The following is a 15,416-nucleotide window of genomic DNA, read 5'->3' as shown; positions in this document are numbered from 1 at the left end:
TCCCCGGCTGTTTTCCAGTTGGCGAAGGTGCTGGTCGTATTTAGCGCAGTGACCTGCAACAGGCTGTTGGCGGACAGTCCGCTGGCCAGGCAAGCGGCCTGACAGCGTCGCACCCAGTCCACTTACGCCAGAGTCGTGGCGCGGTTGTCCGGTAATGTCGCTGTCAGCGAAGCCACTTGTTGTTCATCCCAATCCAGCAGTTGAGCGAGCGCGGCATTGGCGTTGTCGCCGGCGATCAGGCGCAACGCTTTGTTCTTCAGCTGCGCGGCGGAGGGGTTGGCGAGGTTGAAGTAACCCAACAGGTTTTCTTCGGGCTGGCTCTGGCCGCGGTGCCAGTGACTGAAGCGCTCCAGCAGGTAGAAACCGGCAAGAAGGGGCGTCGCGGGCACGTAGTCTTCAGCACTCAGCCACTCAGGGTTGAGCAGGAACAGCGTCAGGGACGTATTACTGATGCGCAGTGTCTGCGCGGCCTCGGCGTAACGGGCCACCGTTTGGTAAAGCGTGATCAGGACCGGAGAAGGTGCATCGGCGACCTTGAGGGCTTCACTCAGGAAGGCGTAAACCGATGTGCCGGCCCACGCGAGCACCGCCGCCCCCCGTTCTTTTTGCAGTTTGACGGTGTCGTGAAGCAAACCACTGATGAGCAACGCTTGACGATCCTGTGCGCTCAGCATCTGGCCCTGGAGTGTTTCCACCACTTGTTGCTTGAGGCCGGGAGCCTGCAATTTCAAACGCTCGACGACGACTGTCAGCCGACTCTGAAAGGCTGATGTCGCGTCGCTGGTTTCGTCCAGTGACAAGGGTAATACCAGGCCTGCTGCATCAATCAGCGGTTGCTTGGCGGCGGCTCCTTTTTCGTCCAGCAACACCTTGAACCAATCGATGACGGCCTGATCATCTTCCTTGGCTGGCAGGCCAAGCGCACTGAGTTGTTGCTCGGTCACAACACTGGCAGCGCTTTCCGTCATCAAGCGAAGCAGTCGCTCAAGCACAAGCGGCGGCATCGGTGATTTGTCGACGGTCACCCCGAGCAAGCGCTGCAATTGCCCGACGGTCAATTCACTGTCCTTGAGCCACGCCACGGCCCAATCCATTTGCATCAACACATCAAGGAGGTCAGGTGCATCGTCCGTCGTGTCGCCGTGGGCCGTCAGTTTGCCGGTGCACAGGTGCCGCTGATACGTCTCGCCGCCCAGCAGGCCGGCCAGATCCAGGGTGTCGCTGACGGACAATCCGAACATCCGGGCGATCCGGGCCTGGCGGTAAATCGATGACACGGTGGTCAAGTCACGAGACAACGCACCCAGGTGTTTGAGGGTTTGGCGGGCCAGCAGCAATAGCGAATCCTCGCTGGGTTGCAGCCCCAGGCCGGCGCACAGTTGCAACAGGGTGCGTTGTGCAGCGGGGTTGGGGTTGTCCACCGTGAAGGCGGTTTGATCGAGGATCAACGGTGTGTCGAACAATTGCACCTGGTTAAACACTTGATCGAACAACGGCAGGCGCTTGCCCGTGGCATAGGGGCTCAGGTAATGCAGGCAGGCCGCAAACTCTTCGGCACCGAGGGTGTATTGGCGGTTGAGGTATTGATACACACCAAGGGTGCGCAAGGTGTTGAGGTTCAACTCCATCCCCACGTTGGTTTCGCCTTCGGCGCGGATGGCGGCGGTGATCAACGTGTCCAGTTCGGCGAACGGAATGCCCGTCCAGCGTTGCAGGCGGACCATTCGTTGCAGACGGTCGAAGCGGTCCGGCGAGGTCTTGGTGATGCGCCAGCCATCCAGTTCACCGGACTTGTAGGGTTCCAGGGTCATGGCGTTGTCGAACTGGTCTTTTTGAATCGACGCTACGGTGGGTATATCGAGGCTGTCGTAGTTCCCCGAGCCATTACCGTTGACGTAGCAGGCCCCGTAGTGGGAAGAGTGCGGGTAGGGCAGGACCTTTTTGTTATCAATGGTGATGCCTTCCCTGTGCGGGTTGGTGCTGGGCACATTGGCCGACAGGCGCGGAAACTGGCTGCGCTGGGATAGCAGCGTTTCCACCTGTAGCGCATTCAGGCCGGTGTGCTGCATGAAGGTCGTGACCTCGGCCAGGGCCATTTTTTCGGGGGAGGTTACCAAGCGACCGTAATGCTGCTGAAAGAAGGTTTGCTGCTCAGGTGTGAAGGTGTAGTGCTCGTCCAGGGTGAGCGTATAGCTGAGTTTGGAAAGACCCAAGGGGATGATGTTGTTCGCATCAAGATTGGTCGCGACAAGCAGGTAGAAACGGGTGCTGTAGCCTTCGGTAGTGGGTAAAGGTTGGTTACCGTTACTCGCTGTGAAATGCCCAACAGTGGCAGACAGGTAGACACTAGTAGTGGCATGCAGGTAATTCAGTAGCCAGACAGAACTGGATATAAGAGTACTGCTGTTGATCTCCAGATTTAGCGTGATGTCCGCGGCATCGACTTTATTAAATTTGAACGTAGCGATGTTAGTGCCCGCTGATGAAGCCGTTTTGAGCGCATTGGCGGCTGGTGTCACTTCAACCACAGACGGTTGCTCCGGAATAACGTAAGCCGTCCGAAAGGCTTTGTCTGGTCGCACTGTTGCAGTGCCAATACTTTTCCTGCGCTGCTGCGAGATTTCATTTCTGGTGAGGTAGAACGTCGTAAACAACGCGGGCGCGGTCAACAGTTGTTGTTGCTGCGGACTCAACCCCGATAACAGACGCTGGGCCTGTGCGCTGTTAGCCGAAACCTTGCCATAGCGATTGTCCGGGCTCTGAAACAACGGCAATAACCGGCTGATGCGGTAGTTCAACTCCCCCAGCCCTGGCTTGGGCGGCGCCAGGCCCAGCAAACATTGCTGGTGATAAAAGTTGTACGGGAACTCGAACGGATAACGCCGCTCAGCCATGACTTCGTAGAGCGGTTTAGTTCCGTCTTCCGGGAGGGTGTTCAGATAAGTGCGAACGCTATTGGTCAGGACCTCGATCACGATATCCAGCATCGGTCTGGGCGTGAACGTGCTCTGTTCGTCGATCACCAGGTTCTTGAGGTCGGGGCGGCGTTTGTCCAATAACGCCCGGGTATCCGTCGTGCCGCTCCCCGGATTCGTCAGCTGTTCGATTTCCCCGATGAAGTTGTACAACCGGCTGGCATACGCCACCGGCGAATCAATGGCGGCAATCGCGCCCACCGAACAGAAGTCATCCCAGTTTTCCTTGAACAGGTTCTGATAGGTAGCCCCAAGGCTGACCAGCGAGCGCACGCCGGTTCGATTATCGGTGCCCATTAGTCCTGACGACGTCTGGTGCTCCCGATACAAGCGCGCGATCTGCACGGCATAAGACAGGGCATTGTCATACGCCAGTCGGCCATCAGCGTCGCTCAAGGCCCCGAGTTGACGGGCGAACACCGCTTTGGGCAAACGGATGATGTCGAAGACCGACGTCAAACCCATCTGCTGCATGGCAGTCTTGAACGTCACGCGACCCTTTTTGGCGGTAGCGTTGATGTCGATAAGCGAGGCCAGTGAAGGCTGAGTGTGCTCGTCCATTTAAAGAGGACTCCTGCCTGGGGAGAGGGCGAAAGGGGTTTGCCCGGCAGGATTAAACTAGCGATTAAATAAGCTGACGTAACCTGTCAGATATGACAGTTCAGTGGGGCTTTTTTAGATTTAAAGTGCTGACGAAAACGGCCGTTTATGCCTGTCTGCAATAACGCTTGAAATAAAAAGGCGACCCGAACATCGGGTCGCCTTTTGTTATTGCCAGTTGGCGAAGCGCTTACTGCACTTCTACCGCCAGGCTTTCACTGATCTTTTTCTGCCAGATGGCAGGACCGGTGATGTGTACCGACTCGCCCTTGCTATCAACGGCAACGGTCACTGGCATGTCTTTCACGTCGAACTCGTAGATGGCTTCCATCCCCAGCTCGGCGAAGGCCACGACGCGGGATTTCTTGATCGCTTGCGCCACCAGGTAAGCCGCGCCGCCGACAGCCATCAGGTACACGGCTTTGTGGTCCTTGATCGCGTCGATCGCGGTCGGGCCGCGCTCGGATTTGCCGATCATGCCCAGCAGGCCGGTTTGCTCGAGGATCTGGCGGGTGAACTTGTCCATCCGCGTGGCCGTTGTCGGGCCGGCCGGGCCAACCACTTCTTCGCGCACCGGATCAACCGGGCCGACGTAGTAGATGAAGCGACCTTTCAGGTCCACCGGCAGGGTTTCACCCTTGTTCAGCATCTCGACCATGCGCTTGTGCGCAGCGTCGCGACCGGTGAGCATCTTGCCGTTGAGCAGGACGGTTTCGCCCGGCTTCCAGCTCTGCACATCTTCCGGGGTCAGGGTGTCGAGGTTGACGCGACGGGCCGACGGGCCGGCTTCCCAGACGATTTCCGGGTAGGCGTCCAGCGGTGGCGCTTCCAGCGAGGCCGGGCCAGAACCGTCGAGCACGAAGTGCGCGTGACGGGTGGCGGCGCAGTTCGGGATCATGCACACCGGCAACGAAGCGGCGTGGGTCGGGTAATCCATGATCTTCACGTCGAGCACGGTGGTCAGGCCACCCAGGCCCTGGGCGCCGATGCCCAGTTGGTTGACCTTCTCGAACAGCTCCAGGCGCATCTCTTCGATACGGTTGGACGGGCCGCGCTTTTTCAGCTCGTGGATGTCGATGGATTCCATCAACACTTCCTTGGCCATGACCGCGGCTTTCTCGGCGGTACCGCCGATGCCGATGCCGAGCATGCCCGGTGGGCACCAGCCGGCGCCCATGGTCGGAACGGTCTTCAGCACCCAGTCGACGATCGAGTCGGACGGGTTGAGCATGGCCATTTTCGACTTGTTCTCGGAACCGCCGCCCTTGGCCGCCACGTCCACTTCCACGGTGTTACCCGGAACGATGGAGTAGTGGATGACGGCCGGGGTGTTGTCCTTGGTGTTTTTACGAGCGCCCGCCGGGTCGGCGAGAATCGAGGCACGCAGGACGTTTTCCGGCAGGTTGTAAGCCTGGCGCACGCCTTGGTTGATCATGTCGTCCAGGCTCATGGTGGCGCCATCCCAACGCACGTCCATGCCCACACGGACGAACACGGTGACGATGCCGGTATCCTGGCAGATCGGGCGGTGGCCGGTGGCGCACATGCGCGAGTTGATCAGGATTTGCGCCATCGAGTCACGGGCCGCTGGCGATTCTTCGCGCAGGTAGGCTTCGTGCATCGCCTGGATGAAATCAACGGGGTGGTAATAAGAAATGAACTGCAGGGCGTCGGCAACGCTCTGAATCAGGTCGTCTTGCTTGATCACGGTCATGAGTCGCGCTCCTCTAAAAGACGGGAACATTCAATAAGGTGCTTGCAGCTTGGGTGCATCGGTCGGTTGCAAGCACCTTTACAAGGCACGCCGGGGCTGCTGGCGCGACGCTAAAAAGGCGCGGCAGTATAACGCGCCTCGCTGGCGGGTACACGCGCCGGCAGTCAATCGTTGGTCGTATAGGGCGCGGACTGCTTTGGGTGGGAGCGGGCTTGCTCGCGAAGGCAGTGTGTCATTCAACATGGATATCGACTGATACGGCCTCTTCGCGAGCAAGCCCGCTCCCACAGGGTTGTGTGCAACATTTTTATATCGTGGGCCATGCTTTTGACGTCATTTTTCCGCTCCCAAAATTGAATGGTCATTTATCGGTCGCGCCACTAAAGTGGCAATCGGCCTGTAGAGTAGGATTCTCTTTCAGCCTCTTTTCCTTCGGTGAGTCATCGATTGACCCATAACGCCATCCAGCGCCTGTTGCTCAAACGATTTGCCCTTGCGGCCGGCACCTATGCCCTGGCATTACTGCTGCTGTGGCTGGCGTTTTTCACCGGTCACTACGCGGCGCCGCTGGCCAGTGTCGCGATTGGCAGTGCGTTGGTGGTCATCTGTCAGGCGGCGTTGTTCGCGGTGTTCTACAGCGGCTGCAACCTGCGCTTTGCCGACCCCAGCCTGACCGAAGTCCAGGTATTGCTGGGCCTGGGCTGGCAAACCTGGCTGATCTTTCATCTGGACGAGGCGCGTGGCGCGTTCCTGGTCTTCTATATCCTGATTCTGCTGTTCGGCCTGTTCCACCTCTCACGCCGCGCCTTTGTGCGCTGCTCGTTGCTGGTGTTCTTCAGTTTCAGTGCCATTACGCTGTGGGAGGGTTACCACTTTCAATTGCCCGACCCGGCCCTGGCGTTGTTGCAGGTGTGCGTGCTGTTTATCGTGCTGGTGTGGCTGGTGCTCTACGCCCGTTACGTCCAGGCCTCGCGCCAGCTCATGCGCCAGCGTCGCTTCGCGTTGCAGGCACATCAGGACACCCTGCGCGGGATGATGCGCCAGCTTGAAGACCTGGTCGCCACCGACGAACTCACCGGCCTGTTCAACCGCCGCCACTTCCTGCGCCTGGCCTCTCGTGAGCTCAACGCCATGGAACCGGGCGTGGTACATGGCCTGGCGCTGATCGACCTCGATCACTTCAAACGCATCAACGATGTACACGGCCACGCCGCCGGCGATCAGGTGCTGCAAGCCTTCGCCGGGGTGGCCACGGCCTGCCTGCGCGAGGGCGATGTGCTGGCCCGTTATGGCGGCGAAGAATTCGTAGTGTTGCTGCCTTACTGTGATGCCGAGCGGTTGACCTCCTGTTGCGAGCGTTTGCGCATTGCCTTTACCGATGTCGAATTGTTCGGCCTGAGCGTGAGCAACCTCAGCCTCTCCGCCGGCATGACACTCCTGGAACTGGGCGACGACCTCGACGACGCCCTGCAACGGGCCGACCAGGCGCTGTACCGCGCCAAGCGCGACGGTCGCAATCGTTGCGCGGCGGCCTGGGAGAACGTCGATGCCTGAGTTGCGAGTCGGCGAACGCCAGTGGTCGGTGGCGGCGGGCAGCAACCTGCTCGATGCCTTGAATCAGAACGGTGTGTCGGTGCCTTACAGTTGCCGCGCCGGCAGTTGCCATGCGTGCCTCGTTCAATGCGTGCAAGGCCTGCCCAACGACAGCCGCCCCGATGCCTTGAGCGCCGACCAGCGTCAGCAAGGCTGGCGCCTGGCGTGTCAGTGTTCGGTGGTCGAAGACTTGCAGGTGCACACCTTCGACCCGCAACGGGACGGCAGCCCAGCCGAGGTCTCCGCCGTCGATTGGCTCAGCGCTAACGTGCTGCGCCTGCGCCTGATCACCCAACGCCCACTGCGCTACGGCGCCGGCCAGCACCTGGTGTTGTGGGCCGGCAACGTGGCGCGCCCGTATTCCCTGGCCAGCCTGCCGGATGAAGACCGCTTCCTGGAATTTCACCTCGATTGTCGCCAGCCCGGCGAATTCAGCGATGGGGCGCGCCAGTTGCAGATCGGTGATGGGATCCGCCTCGGCGAACTGCGCGGCGGTGCCCTGCATTACGACGCCGACTGGCACACTCGACCGCTGTGGCTGTTGGCGGCCGGCACCGGCCTGGGCCCGTTGTTCGGCGTGTTGCGCGAAGCCTTGCGCCAGGATCACCAGGGCGCCATCCGCGTCATTCACCTGGCCCATGACGCCAGCGAGCATTACCTCGCCAAACCCCTGCAAGCCATGGCCGTTGGCCGGGACAACCTCACGGTCGAACTCTGGACCCCGGCCGAGTTGCCGCAGGCGTTGGCGCAACTGCGGCCTGTTTCCCGGCAAACCCTGGCCTTACTCTGCGGTGGCCCCGACAGCGTCGACGCCTTTGCCCGGCGCCTGTACCTGGCGGGACTGCCGCGCAATCAACTGCTGGCCGACGTCTTCCTGCCCCGTGGTTGAGCGCTGACCGTTTAACGACGCGAGACTTGCCATGCCCGATGCCATCCAACTTGAACGCGAGCGCGGTCTGCTGACATTGCGCCTCAACCGCCCGGACAAGAAAAACGCCCTGACCCGCGCGATGTACAGCCGCTTGGCCGAAGCCCTGAAACAGGCCGACAGCGATCCGGAAATCAATGCCGTGGTGATCACCGGCAGCAGCGAATGCTTCACCGCCGGCAACGACATCGCCGACTTCATCCAGCAACCACCGAGCAGCCTCGACAGCCCGGTGTTTCATTTCATGCTCAACCTGCTCGAATTCAGCAAACCGGTGATCGCGGCCGTGGCCGGCGCGGCGGTGGGCATCGGCACCACGCTGTTGCTGCATTGCGATCTGGTCTACATCAGCCGCGATGCGCGGTTGCGCATGCCGTTCGTCAACCTCGGGTTATGCCCGGAATTTGGCTCCAGCCTGATCCTGCCGCGTTTGCTCGGCCAAGCGAAAGCGGCAGAGTTGCTGTTGCTCGGCGAAGGTTTCACAGGCGAGCAAGCCGCCACGTGGGGCATTGCCACCGAAGCGCTGGGCAGTGGCGAAGCGGCATTAGCCAAGGCGCGGGAGATGGCGTTGCGCTTTGAATCGCTGCCAACCGAAGCGGTACGCATCAGCAAGCAATTGATGAAAGCCCCGGATCGTGAATTGCTCCGCAAAGTGATCGAAGAAGAGGGCGCGTTGTTCACCCAGCGGCTGCGCTCGCCGGAAGCGATGGCTGCGTTGTCGGGGTTTATCAACCGGCATTGATTGTGCGGTGATGCGGCTTGCCCGCGAAGGCGGCAGCTCAGACAACGCATCCCCAGGGTCAGAAACCAAAAAGCCCCGCCATTCACATGGCGGGGCTTTTGGTTTTCAGAGGTCCGCTCACTCAGACTCCAGGCAGCAGCCCACAGTACAAATTGGGGCGGGATATGAAGTAGACCCGATTGCCTTGGATTTGCACGGGCGCCACAGCTTTGTAATTGCGGACGTTGTAACGTAATGCCGCCTTGCCATTGCTGAACGATTCATCAGGCTTGCCGTCACTGAGGAGGCGAGTGAGCGTGAAGTCATAGTTATCCATCGTTGCACCCACCACAAAAATCCTGGCCTCAGGCTGGCTGACCATTGCCCATGACCACATCGAGGGGGCGTCGTCGATCCTGGCTTGCAGGGGTTGACCTCTATTGAACTGAATATTTGCCTTGCCATCAGGCTCAAGGCTAAGCAACAACGCTTGCGCTTCGCCATTGAGGCCGGCTACCAACAGGCGCTTGTTAGGTTGAACGGCCATTCCCATGAAGAGGAAGTCGGATTCCGGTTTGGAGTCTGGGAACAGTAATACGCCATTGTTGGCAAATGACTTATCCAGTACGCCTTTGCCAGTGAATTTATTCAGGATGGCCGTGTAATAACCGTCGCCCAAACCGCTGCCACAGACGGAGATTGTATCGTCATGCGCAGCAATCACACCTTCATACAAAACCTGCTCGAGCCCGGCATTGTCGATCTGCGCATACCCCGTGTCATTGAATTGCTTATCCAGGCTACCGTCGGGCATGAGGCATGCCAGGCCATAGATGATCGGCAAGGTGGATTCGAATTCTATGAGCAGTACGATTCGACCATCGGCCAGCACGCACATTCTTCGACCACCGGCGGTGCTGGACAAAGTCAGGGAGGCCGATGGAGCAAACCGTGGGCGCCTGCCCTTTCGGGAATGACCGGGTTGATCCACGATGACGGTGCCGTTCTTTCCGAAGCTCTTGTCCAAGGAGCCGTCAGCGTTCAGGCGCGCTACGCCATAGTAGGCAAGAGGGTTTTCAGCGAAGAAGCAGTTACCGCTGAGCAGGATTTTGCCGTCTGGCAGAACAGCGACGTTTTCTGCATGGGAACTGTTAAAGAAGGGAGTGGGCTCGTTTTTGTAAAGACCGAACACCCAGCCGTTATCCCCAAATCCGGTATCGACCTTACCATTGGGTTTCAGGGCGATGCAGGCGTAAAGAGGGTTGTTTTGAGTGACCAGTGTGCCGCAAATCAAGCTTTGGCCTGCGGGAGTAAGGGCCATGTAAGCGGGATCGAAATGCCCATCGACAGGCGGTTTAAAAATGACTTCCCCCGCATCACCAAAGCTTGGATCAAGCTTGCCGGGGTGACTTGGAATATCGATTGTCGGGTTCATGGCGGTCCCTTCTCATTAAGTGGAGGGACAAGTCTTTCAGGGAGGTGGGCGAGGGGGTAGCTGTTAGAAATAACAGTTCAGACGGATGGTCCTCAGACACAAAAAAGCCCCGCCATTCACATGGCGGGGCTTTTGACTTTCAGCAACCGGTCACTCAGACCATCGGATCGCCAACGTGCAGGATTTTCATCCCGTTGGTGCCGCCGATGGTGTGGTAGCTGTCGCCCTTGGTCAGGATGACCCAGTCGCCTTGCTCGACCACGCCGCGCTTGAGCAACTCGTCCACCGCAGCCTGGCTGACTTGCTCAGGCGGCAGCGAGGCCGGGTCGAACGGTACGGTGTAGACGCCACGGAACATGGCCGCGCGGGCCTGGGTTTCGCGGTGCGGGGAGAACGCGTAGATCGGCACCGAGGAACGGATGCGCGACATGATCAGCGGGGTGTAGCCACTTTCGGTCAAAGCGATGATCGCCTTCACGCCCGGGAAGTGGTTGGCGGTGTACATGGCCGCCAGGGCGATGGACTGGTCGCAGCTTTCGAAGACCTTGCCGATGCGGTGGCTGGAGGTCTTGCTGGTCGGGTGCTTTTCAGCGCCGACGCAGATGCGCGCCATGGCTTGCACGGCTTCCAGCGGGTACAAACCGGCAGCACTTTCGGCCGAGAGCATCACGGCGTCGGTGTAGTCGAGCACGGCGTTGGCCACGTCGGACACTTCGGCGCGGGTCGGCATCGGGTTCTGGATCATCGACTCCATCATCTGGGTCGCGACGATCACTGCCTTGTTGTGGCGGCGTGCGTGCAGAATGATTTTCTTCTGGATGCCCACCAGCTCGGCGTCGCCGATTTCCACGCCCAGGTCACCACGGGCAACCATGACGGCGTCGGACGCTTTGATCAGCGCATCGAGGGTCTCGTCGTCGGCCACGGCTTCGGCGCGTTCGATCTTCGCCACCAGCCAGGCAGTACCGCCGGCCTCGTCGCGCAGTTGACGGGCGTATTCCATGTCGGCGGCGTCGCGCGGGAAGGACACGGCGAGGTAGTCGACTTCCATCTCGGCGGCGAGCTTGATGTCGGCCTTGTCTTTTTCAGTCAGGGCTGGCGCGGTCAGGCCACCGCCGCGACGGTTGATGCCTTTGTGGTCCGACAGCGGACCGCCGATCAGCACGGTGCAATTCAGTTCGGTGGCGGTGGCGGTATCGACGCGCATCACCACGCGGCCGTCGTCGAGCAGCAGCTCGTCGCCCACGCCGCAGTCCTTGACCAGGTCCGGGTAGTCGATGCCGACCACTTGCTGGTTGCCTTCGGTCAGCGGATGGCTGGTGGAGAAGGTGAACTGGTCACCGATCTTCAGCTCGATCTTCTTGCCGGCGAATTTGGCGATACGGATTTTCGGGCCTTGCAGGTCACCCAGCAGGGCAACGAAGCGGCCGTGCTTGGCGGCGAGGTCACGCACCAGCTTCGCGCGAGCCTTGTGCTCGTCGGGGGTGCCGTGGGAGAAGTTCAGGCGGGCGACGTCCAGGCCAGCCAGAATCAGCTGTTCGAGAACTTCCGGCGAGTTACTGGCCGGGCCAAGGGTAGCGACGATTTTGGTGCGACGGACGGACATGCATAGACTCCTGAGTTCAAGCGCTGAGTGAGGCTACTATGCTCTCTGGTTGTAGTCATTGTTCATGTGCACTACTTATTCGCTTTTATCTTTAAACGAACATTCCTGAAGATTTCCGCCAACGGGTCGATACAGAGCTCAAGACAGGAGAACCCTCATGCGATTTGCGCTCATTGCCGTCCTTGCCCTTGGTGCCCTCAGCGTCACGGGCTGCACCCGTTGGTCGATGAACCATCATTTGAATAATGCCTACAGCGCCTATGACCGGGGCAATTGCGAGCAGGTGATGCTCGAACTGTCCAAGGTCGATCGCGCCAGCCGCGCCCGGCCTTATGTGCGACCGGAAGTGTCGATGATGCGCGGCCAGTGCCTGGAACGGCAGAAGCTGTTTATCGACGCGGCCCAGACCTACCAGTACATCATTGCCGCGTATCCGCAAAGTGAATACGCCTACCGTGCCCGCGCGCGGCTGGAAACCCTGGAGTCCCTTGGCCACTACCCGACTCGCAGTGCAGCGGCGGTGGTGCGGCCGACTCGCTTCTGATGATAGATCTCATACAAAGCCTGGCCGGTTGTATAGGTTGAGCTATAGTCGAATAAATCGGCTTGGAGCCTTGCCTTCAAGCTGACGCAACACCTGCGACTGGCAGCGGTAGAAGTGGCAGCGATTTGCATGGACTGTCACACCGGAAGCGGGGAGAGCGTGTCACTTCTTTCTATATAGAGACAGAGAACAGAAGAAGGCCCGTTCCGAAGCATTAGTGCGGCTCTGCTTAAGGGCCTTGCGTAGCGAATTCAGCATGTTTACTGACCGCCGGATCGAGCGGCATCAACTGCCGTATTTTCTGAAAGTGTTCAACAGTATTACGGACAAACCCATCGGCTTTCTGGGCAATGTTTCAGAAGACGGGATGATGCTCATCAGCCAGTTGCCGATGATGATTGGCGCGGACTTTGACTTGCGTCTGAAAATCCCCGCCAGCGAAGGGTGCATGCAGGTCATCGACTTGCGGGCCAGTTGTCTGTGGTGCCATGAAGACGCCACTCCCCACCACTATGACGCCGGGTTCAGCCTGCAACGGGCACCGCCGGAATATGGGCAACTGGTAAGTGCGTTGCGCCAGTACTTCAGTTTTCAGCCATTGCCTGCTTCGGCGTGACTTTTGAACCGCTAAAAGCTTCGCGAGCAGGCTCGCTCCCACAGGGGAACGCATTCCAACTGTGGGAGCGAGCCTGCTCGCGAAAGCGTCAACATAGCCAGCCGAAATCTAAAGGCTAGACCCCAGTCACCGCCGCCTCACTCTCCAGCGACTTCTCCACCAGCAACATCCCCATCTCACTCAACTGATAAATCGCCATCGCCAGGTGTCGTGGCTTGTCGTCCAGGCTTTCGGCCAGGTCGAGCAGCAGGATGTTGACCGAAGAAAAGGTTTCATAGGTCTGGATGGTAATGGCCTTGAGATTGGCTTCAGGGGAGACGGTGAACATCTGCATGGCTCGATCCTTTGGCGCGTGCAAGTGGTGGGCGTTGGGTTTGAGGTAGTGATCGAGGGCGCGGTCGGCGGCCTCGCGGAATTTCTTTGCATCGAGGGTGGCCGAAAACGAGTCCGTTTTCGGCGGATTGGGTGTTGCTTTGAACATATTTATTTCTCCCAGTAAGGAGCTACCACCGACTCGCGACTAAACGATGGGTGGCGGCTGTACGCAGGTTAGTCGACCGGGGGAGAAATAAAACCGGCGCGCCCGAGGGCGCCCTGCGCACAGCCACCATAACGTTTAGGAAGGGGGATAGGGACAACCCAACCGTCTGGAGCGCAGTGCACATTATTTCTACCCCCGGGCGACTAAACCCGATCGCTGCCTATCAGCGACACGGATCAAATTACGGGGCAGGCCAAAAGTGCACAAGCCGGCCGATTCTGGCGGACTTGTAGGCAATGGCGCAAGACTGCGTAGGCCTCAAAAAACGTGGGAAAAGTCCGTAGGACCGCTCGTCTGAACTGTCAGTTATTACAGGTAGTTCGCAGCGTTTCGAGTGGGGTAGAACTGTAGTCAGAGTCCCTTATAACGGTCGAGCTGCGTGGAGTCAGAACATCATGTCCGAAGACCATGAGTTAGAAGATGAAGACAATGAATTAGAAGATGCGCTTGAGAGTTTCAGTCGTGGATCTGTGACGGCGAATTATTGGCCGAGGATTATTTGGCGGGCAACGATCCGACCGACCAATTTCTATGTCAGAGCGGAAGTGATGCCTGGATATGCAGGCGCGCTGCAATGGGAGCTGAAGTTCTGGGGGAGCGCCAATATTAATAAAACGTTCGGCGCGGGGGACTCAGTCAGATTTGATGTTCCAGAAGGCGCCATTGGCTTAGGTACCTTTCAATTCGCTTTTCGCTACTTTCTCTCGAACGGTGGATGGAGCAATTGGAACGAGACGCGTGTGCTTACCATGCCCACTCCTGAAATCGTCGATCCTGCGATAGACGGGATCGTGCGCACCAAGCTTCACGAATTCTGGGGGCGCGGCTCACCTGGGGCCAAGGTTACCTTGTATCACGCGAACATGGGGCACTTGCCGTTGGGGGATGGCACCGTCAATACGTTGGGTTTGTGGAAGTTCACCAGTTTTATAAATCCACTATGGCAAGCTGATCCATTTACATTTGTTGCCCTCCATTCACTTAACGGCGAACTTAAGTGGACTAAGGAAGTTCGGGTACCGGTGCTGTTCAAACCGGTTATCGCCAATGTCGTGATGGCCGGGTTGAAACCCACTGTGGTTGGCGCGGGCGGATTGGCAGGGGCGAGGATTGAAGTCTGGAATGCCGGTGGCGGGGGTGGTGTTCTAATGGCTGCCACTGTCATGAGCAATGGCACCTGGCAAGTTGCGTCCACCAGTGATTGGTTAGTGGGCCAGTACACCATTACGACCCGGCAGATTGCACCGGTCAGCGGAAGTGACTCCGACTGGTCAGACAATTTGTCGTTCACCATCATCGACCCGAAGCCTCCCAAACCCGCCATCACTCCGATTGCCCAGCCCATCGAAGGGCGTCATGCGCTGACGATCACAGGTGTAGCCGCGGGCACCGTCACCTTGACGATGCTGACAGATGCCGGTGGGGTAGTGGCCGGCACCTTTACGGGAAGTGGGGCGTCGCGCACTTTTACACCGACCGCGGCCTGGACGCCACCGGGAGAGAAGAAGGTCAAGGTCGTACAAACGGTTGGCGGAGTGCCTTCGGACCCTAGCGATGTGGTGACGTTGAAAGTAAAGCCGCCCAAACCTGCCATCACCCCGATTGCCCAGCCGATAGAGGGGCGTCATGCGCTGACGATTACCGGCGCGCTGCCGGGGGTTGTCAACCTGATGATGCAGACAGGCGCGGGGGTAAGAATAGACGGGGCCTATAGCCCGGTATCGGGTGGCGGTTACACCTTTACGCCCACTGAGGCTTGGCCTCCAGGCGCGCAGACGGTCAAGGTTGTGCAAGCGGTTAACGGAGTGTCTTCGGACCCCAGCGATGTGGTGACGTTGAAAGTAAAGCCGCCCAAACCTGCCATTACTCCGATTACCCAGCCGATAGAAGGGCGTCATGCGCTGACGATCACGGGCGTAGCCGCGGGCACCGTCACGTTGACCCTGCAGACGGGGGCTGGTGGGGCGGTGGCCGGCACTTTTTCGGGAAGTGGAACCACGCGCACCTTCACACCGACAGCCTCCTGGACGCCACCGGGCGAGCAGATGGTCAAGGTCGTGCAAACGGTGGGCGGCGTGGCGTCGGACGCCAGCGATCTGGTCACGTTGAAAGTGAAGCCTGGCAAACCCGCTATCACCCTGGT

11 protein-coding genes are annotated in these 15,416 nt (G+C 59.2%); 6 read left to right on the top strand and 5 right to left on the bottom strand.

Going from position 1 to position 15,416, the window contains the following annotated elements:
• Positions 1 to 122: 122 nt before the first annotated feature.
• Positions 123 to 3,536 carry a Tc toxin subunit A gene (locus ACIQY3_RS12690; protein ID WP_403019761.1) on the bottom strand — a complete coding sequence of 1,138 codons (3,414 nt, stop codon included), beginning with the start codon at positions 3,534 to 3,536 and terminating at the stop codon, positions 123 to 125.
• A gap of 229 nt (positions 3,537 to 3,765) precedes the next feature.
• Positions 3,766 to 5,289 (bottom strand): fumarate hydratase, encoded by a 1,524-nt coding sequence (locus ACIQY3_RS12685; RefSeq protein ID WP_403019758.1) that lies wholly within the window; start codon positions 5,287 to 5,289, stop codon positions 3,766 to 3,768.
• Positions 5,290 to 5,736: 447 nt separating this feature from the next.
• On the opposite strand from ACIQY3_RS12685, the gene ACIQY3_RS12680 reads away from it, so the two are divergent.
• From ACIQY3_RS12680 to ACIQY3_RS12670, 3 genes are read left to right on the top strand one after another with little or no spacing between them, the layout of a single operon-like run.
• A complete protein-coding gene (locus ACIQY3_RS12680; protein ID WP_403019756.1) occupies positions 5,737 to 6,843 on the top strand; it encodes a GGDEF domain-containing protein in 1,107 nt (368 codons plus the stop codon).
• The gene (locus ACIQY3_RS12675) at positions 6,836 to 7,771 is read left to right on the top strand and encodes an iron-sulfur-binding ferredoxin reductase (RefSeq protein WP_403019755.1); all 936 of its coding nucleotides are present in this window, start codon (positions 6,836 to 6,838) and stop codon (positions 7,769 to 7,771) included. Before ACIQY3_RS12680 ends, ACIQY3_RS12675 begins: the two co-directional genes overlap by 8 nt.
• 31 nt (positions 7,772 to 7,802) lie before the next feature.
• On the top strand, positions 7,803 to 8,552 hold the full coding sequence (locus ACIQY3_RS12670) for an enoyl-CoA hydratase-related protein (RefSeq protein ID WP_403019753.1): 750 nt from the start codon (positions 7,803 to 7,805) through the stop codon (positions 8,550 to 8,552).
• A gap of 121 nt (positions 8,553 to 8,673) precedes the next feature.
• On the opposite strand, the gene ACIQY3_RS12665 is transcribed toward ACIQY3_RS12670, so the two are convergent.
• Both ACIQY3_RS12665 and pyk read right to left on the bottom strand, forming a co-directional pair.
• A complete protein-coding gene (locus tag ACIQY3_RS12665) occupies positions 8,674 to 9,966 on the bottom strand; it encodes a delta-60 repeat domain-containing protein (protein ID WP_403019751.1) in 1,293 nt (430 codons plus the stop codon).
• A gap of 154 nt (positions 9,967 to 10,120) precedes the next feature.
• A complete protein-coding gene (gene pyk / locus ACIQY3_RS12660; protein ID WP_403019750.1) occupies positions 10,121 to 11,572 on the bottom strand; it encodes a pyruvate kinase in 1,452 nt (483 codons plus the stop codon).
• 157 nt (positions 11,573 to 11,729) lie between these two features.
• On the opposite strand from pyk, the gene ACIQY3_RS12655 reads away from it, so the two are divergent.
• Both ACIQY3_RS12655 and ACIQY3_RS12650 read left to right on the top strand, forming a co-directional pair.
• A complete protein-coding gene (locus ACIQY3_RS12655; RefSeq protein WP_403019748.1) occupies positions 11,730 to 12,116 on the top strand; it encodes a tol-pal system YbgF family protein in 387 nt (128 codons plus the stop codon).
• Between the two features lie 256 nt (positions 12,117 to 12,372).
• Positions 12,373 to 12,732 (top strand): PilZ domain-containing protein, encoded by a 360-nt coding sequence (locus tag ACIQY3_RS12650; protein WP_403019746.1) that lies wholly within the window; start codon positions 12,373 to 12,375, stop codon positions 12,730 to 12,732.
• Positions 12,733 to 12,847: 115 nt separating this feature from the next.
• Here ACIQY3_RS12650 and ACIQY3_RS12645 read toward each other — a convergent pair whose 3' ends face one another.
• Positions 12,848 to 13,213 (bottom strand): DUF6124 family protein, encoded by a 366-nt coding sequence (locus ACIQY3_RS12645; protein ID WP_403019744.1) that lies wholly within the window; start codon positions 13,211 to 13,213, stop codon positions 12,848 to 12,850.
• Between the two features lie 455 nt (positions 13,214 to 13,668).
• Here ACIQY3_RS12645 and ACIQY3_RS12640 point away from each other — a divergent pair.
• A partial coding sequence (locus tag ACIQY3_RS12640; RefSeq protein ID WP_403019743.1) for a hypothetical protein occupies positions 13,669 to 15,416 on the top strand: 1,748 nt, incomplete at its 3' end.

Source organism: Pseudomonas sp. NPDC096950 (assembly GCF_044762525.1).
Classification (GTDB): Bacteria; Pseudomonadota; Gammaproteobacteria; order Pseudomonadales; family Pseudomonadaceae; genus Aquipseudomonas.
This window is presented reverse-complemented; position numbering and strand designations above follow the sequence as displayed.